Origin of the sequence: Prevotella sp. P5-126, assembly GCF_002251185.1 — a bacterium.
GTDB lineage: Bacteria > Bacteroidota > Bacteroidia > Bacteroidales > Bacteroidaceae > Prevotella.
In genome coordinates, this window is record NZ_NPIZ01000012.1 from 1 (window position 1) to 4,510 (window position 4,510).

The window sequence follows — 4,510 nt, forward strand, 5'->3', positions numbered from 1 at the left end:
AAATAGAGACAAATGCGGAGCCAAACTCTATTGGCTCAGAAGCCCAAGCGAGTTGGGCAACTTGCAAATGTCGGTGCAAAATTGATAAATAAAAATGAAACTGCCAAACTTTTCGGCAACTTTTTATCGTTTAACAACTTTTTTGCTTGGTTTGAAGGGTGTTCACAGAATCATCGGGGACAGGTTCACAGTTATTAACCCGTCCAACTTTGTGGGTTCACTTCAAACCTGTCCCCTGACCCTAATTGATTGAAATTTTATTTGTTCATCCGTCTTTAGCATCGAGTGCTCCAGAGTGGTTCGTCCTGCCAGTTGCCTAATGGGAAGCCCATCGAACGAGTTTGTATATCGGGGTTATCTTTTACCAGTTTAACCAATGCTTCTGTAAAATCGGAATTGGGCACGATGCTTTGCTCCATATATGCGAGATAACACAACTGATGATACAGCTTGTTTGGACGAAAACTATTTGTTGACACCCATGACTCAGGCAATCTCTGTGGCATAGTAGGCATAGTCGGAAAACGTTTGTTCCATATTCTTGCATGATGTGCGCATGCATTTCGTAGCACAACAGCGCATTTTATCCAGCTCTCCAAATACGTGTATTGGGGCAAATTGAAATCTCTTGCCACTTGCTTCTTCACCTTTACATTCTTGAAGTTGCAGAAGAGCTTCGATAATGTTCCGAACGATACGACCTCCAAGGTCTTCCAAGCAGGAGGAAACTCAGGTGATGTATAGTTACGTCGATACTCCGAAATAAACTCTTCCTTGGAACGGTTCACCTCGGAGGCAATGTTGTTGATGCACGTCTGATGAATACTATCGTTAATGAAGAGATCATTTCTCATAAACCAGAAAGGTCCATGAGCTAATGAGAAATAATGAATAATCCGAGTACGAAGAGCCACCTCTATATCTTGAATTGAAGTAAAAACCAACGAGCGCAACTTTCGGTCAAAGTTGTATAAAGCGATTGCCGTATGCAGATGACTGTTTGGTCTGAAGGCGTGTGTGTCAGAGTCTGACTCCATTGGAACAAGATAATTTGTCAATCTAAAATAACTTATGGAGCGAAGACAGCGTAAAGCCTTGTCTTCATCATCAATTATCAGCCCTCGTTGTTTTAACAGACTAAGTTGGTCTGAAAAGTCAATAGCCTGTTTGGTGTACTGCATACTGCCATAGTTTGATGTTACATATACTCTATAAAAACACGAAGTCCTGCCGTGGTACGCATTCAAGGAAGAGGCGTGGCAGGAACTGTTGCTACAAAGGTAAGACATGTATTTGGATTGTGCAAGGATTTTGGAAGAAAAGTGTGGAAATATACAATTTTTTATTGGAAAAACCATACTTTTTTGCACAAATTTATCATTTCTCATGCAAAATCGAGGGTCAGGGGACAGGTACTTGAACCATCTATATACAATTGAGAAATGGCACGTACAGCAAGAAAGCATTCAGATAGCGGAGTCTATCACGTTATATTGAGAGGGGTTAAAAGAATCATCGGGGACAGGTTCATCGCCCCTAAAGAGTGAACCAATGTACCTGTCCCCATGACCCTTGCCTCTGTGTTAAAAAAAATATTCTTTAATCGCCGTAGTATTCGCCGTTTAATCCGCCATAATCCACATCCGACGCTTTTTCTAATGACGACCCAGCGAGGATGACACTGGGAGTGATGTTATACACTGTTATTGCGGGACGGATATACTTTTTCTTTTCCATAGTTATTAATGTATTAATGAGTTATTTAATGATTAATTTGATAGTCTTGTTGCCACGGCGCACGATGTTCACACCTTTTGCGGGAGCGTTGATTCGGCGGCCGTTGATGTCATAGTATTCGGCATCGTCGGTGGCCACAGAGTTAAGAAGGTCGATGGCAGTCGTTCCTTCATTTCCCTCGCCACCACGACCGATAGAGAATGCCCTGGCACTCGCTGGCGCTGATGTCGCCCCAGCAGAAGCAGTCAAAGTCATATATGCGCGGAAGGGCTTGACTCCAACCTTCGTCACTCCTTTATCGAGCATCTTTGCGGGATTCATCAGTTTGTTGTTCAGCAGGATGAAGGCATTGTTGTCTTCCGATGAGAAGTTCTTATTCTGATATGTGCCGCAGAGCTGCAGAGAGCTGCCGTCAGTGCCAGTGACTGCCGTGCCATCAACAGGCGCTTTTACTATATTAGCCTCTGTCGCAGACAAATTGATTGTCTTATCAACAACGCCATCCTTAAACTTGAAGAGCACTGGCGTTCCAGCAACAATCTCTCCCGTTAATTCCTCAATCTCCACAGCATCAGCAGTTGCGCCCTTAAGCTGATATGCAGTAAAATTATCCGGGGTATATGCAAATGGCAGGCAGAGTGAGAACCATGTTGACTCTGACGACGAGAGGTCGCGGGAATAAGTAGCCGTGTTAGCCGTGAAAGGCGCATGAGCCACGAAATCCTTTTCTCCTGACAGGTCAAGACTTTCTGTCGTCAAAGGCTCTCCGCATAATTCCACCTTATTTTCGCCCAATGTGAAATATGTCTTGAAATAGCCAGTTTTATAGTTGGCCATGTCTTTGCCTATTTTTCCCGAGTCATATCCTATTGCGCCTGCAAGGGATGAACATCCATTAAACATCCTGTAGTCATTTGTCACCTGGCCTGTTTCATAATTATCCGACACATAGATTTTTGTGAGATCTCTGCAGTCCATGAACATATAACCCATCTGCGTCACATTGGCTGTATTGAAACTTGAAAGGTCAAGAGATGTGAGACATAAGCAGCGCCTGAACATGGCAATCATATCCGTCACATTGGCTGTATTAAACTTTGAAAGGTCAAGAGATGTGAGACTTGAGCAGCTATAGAACATACTTTTCATATTCGTCACCTTGGCTGTATTGAACTTTGAAAGGTCAAGATATGAGAGTTTGCTGCATTGCTCGAACATAAAACTCATATCCGTCACATTGGAGGTATCGAAGTTTGAAAGGTCAAGAGATAAGAGACTTGAGCAGCCATAGAACATCTTAGACATAGTCTTCACATTGGCTGTATTGAGATTTTCGATGTTATTAATAGATGTCAAATAGCTACAACTTTCGAACCATTTATAGCATGAAGTCGGCCGTGCATCTTTGAATGAATCATCAAAGTCAACTGTCTTAATTAATGATTTATACATTAACCAGCGTGGTTCTTTATATTCGGTAGGATCGGTAGGAACATCAAATCCACTCTCTGGTTTCTCGCCATACTTGAACGTCAGCGTATTGTTATTGTACACTGTGTACATTACTGGTTCTTGTGCCCACATTGATGCAGGCATCACCATAGTCATCGCGAGCATCAGTCTCGTGATGAGCCATCTTAATTGTTTTGTTTTTCTTTTGCTTGTCATAATATTTTCTTTTGTTTGTAATAAATATTTTCAGTTATGGATGATATAAACGCACAGAGCCTTCCGCCGGTGCCCTTGACTGACACCTGCGGAAGGCTCTGTGTATGATGTTATATGTCGCTGACGATGCTATGCCATAGAAATACCCCCCCCCTAAATCGTTATGAGTCAGGCGGTTGACCATGTCTTCCTCCTTCGCACCTCGGCAATTCAAACAAGTTTGATTGCTCTCGGTTTGGCGTCGGTTGTATAGGGCAATGGATATGGTTGGCAATGCTGTCATACGTAGCTAATATTAACTAATTTAATCATGCTTTTTCTTTGCAGAAGTGTATCAGATACAACATCTAAGTTCCCAAATTACACAATTTCTTTCATATAAGCATCAAAATCATCAGAAAATTATTCATATTTACAACAATTTAACAATTGCACACACCATTCCGCACTATTTTGGGTGCAAAACTAAGGAACGCTGCAGAATCATCGGGGACAGGTTCATCGACCCTAAAGAGTGAACCAATGTACCTGTCCCCATGACCCTTTCTATTGCTGAAGTTTCATCATTCTGCAACCAAGCGCACCGGGCGCACCTGGCAACCTATGCAGCGTGGGTAGGTGGATGTAGGGTCGAGGTCGGAATCCATTCTGGTGAAGGACAGGATATAAGCTCTCGGGCTATAGGCGGCTGTGCCTGCCCAGTACGTGCCGTTATACTCATAGAACCCAGTCCCATTGAATATGCCAGCATAGGGCAAGAAGAGATAAGTACCAGGTTCGTCTTTCTTGGTTATCTTTATTCCTTTGTTTTTACTTAATGTTCCCGTTTCCCAAAAACCCCCATCTGCAGTAGTTTCCCAACAGACCTTTTTATTATTGGCATTGCGCAAAGCCATCCATATATCTCTTGTGGGCAACTGCCAGTCACCACCGAGAATCTTGCGAGCAGGATCATCTGACATGTTAAAATCTGTATTTATCTCATATTCGGGGGAGAAGGTTGGGGCTGTTCCGTCTGCATATCCGCTTTCATGGCCTTCTTTCCAAGTAAAAGTGTTTCCTGAAATTGATGAATACCAAGGCTCAGTAGCTCCCCAAGCAAAAT

General features: G+C 42.9%; 5 protein-coding genes. All 5 read right to left on the reverse strand.

The features are described from left to right. Positions 1 to 275 precede the first annotated feature (275 nt). A complete protein-coding gene (locus tag CIK90_RS01210) occupies positions 276 to 1,466 on the reverse strand; it encodes an Abi family protein (RefSeq protein ID WP_371595884.1) in 1,191 nt (396 codons plus the stop codon). 133 nt (positions 1,467 to 1,599) lie between these two features. Next, positions 1,600 to 1,737: a hypothetical protein gene (locus CIK90_RS14055; protein ID WP_158214852.1), complete on the reverse strand. Its 138-nt coding sequence runs from the start codon at positions 1,735 to 1,737 to the stop codon at positions 1,600 to 1,602. Positions 1,738 to 1,758: 21 nt separating this feature from the next. Beyond that, positions 1,759 to 3,405, reverse strand: a complete 1,647-nt coding sequence (locus CIK90_RS01215; protein WP_094464117.1) for a BspA family leucine-rich repeat surface protein — start codon at positions 3,403 to 3,405, stop codon at positions 1,759 to 1,761. A gap of 34 nt (positions 3,406 to 3,439) precedes the next feature. Continuing rightward, positions 3,440 to 3,688 carry a hypothetical protein gene (locus tag CIK90_RS14060; RefSeq protein WP_158216010.1) on the reverse strand — a complete coding sequence of 83 codons (249 nt, stop codon included), beginning with the start codon at positions 3,686 to 3,688 and terminating at the stop codon, positions 3,440 to 3,442. Between the two features lie 280 nt (positions 3,689 to 3,968). After that, on the reverse strand, positions 3,969 to 4,510 hold a 542-nt coding region (locus CIK90_RS14065), incomplete at its 5' end, for a hypothetical protein (RefSeq protein WP_094464118.1).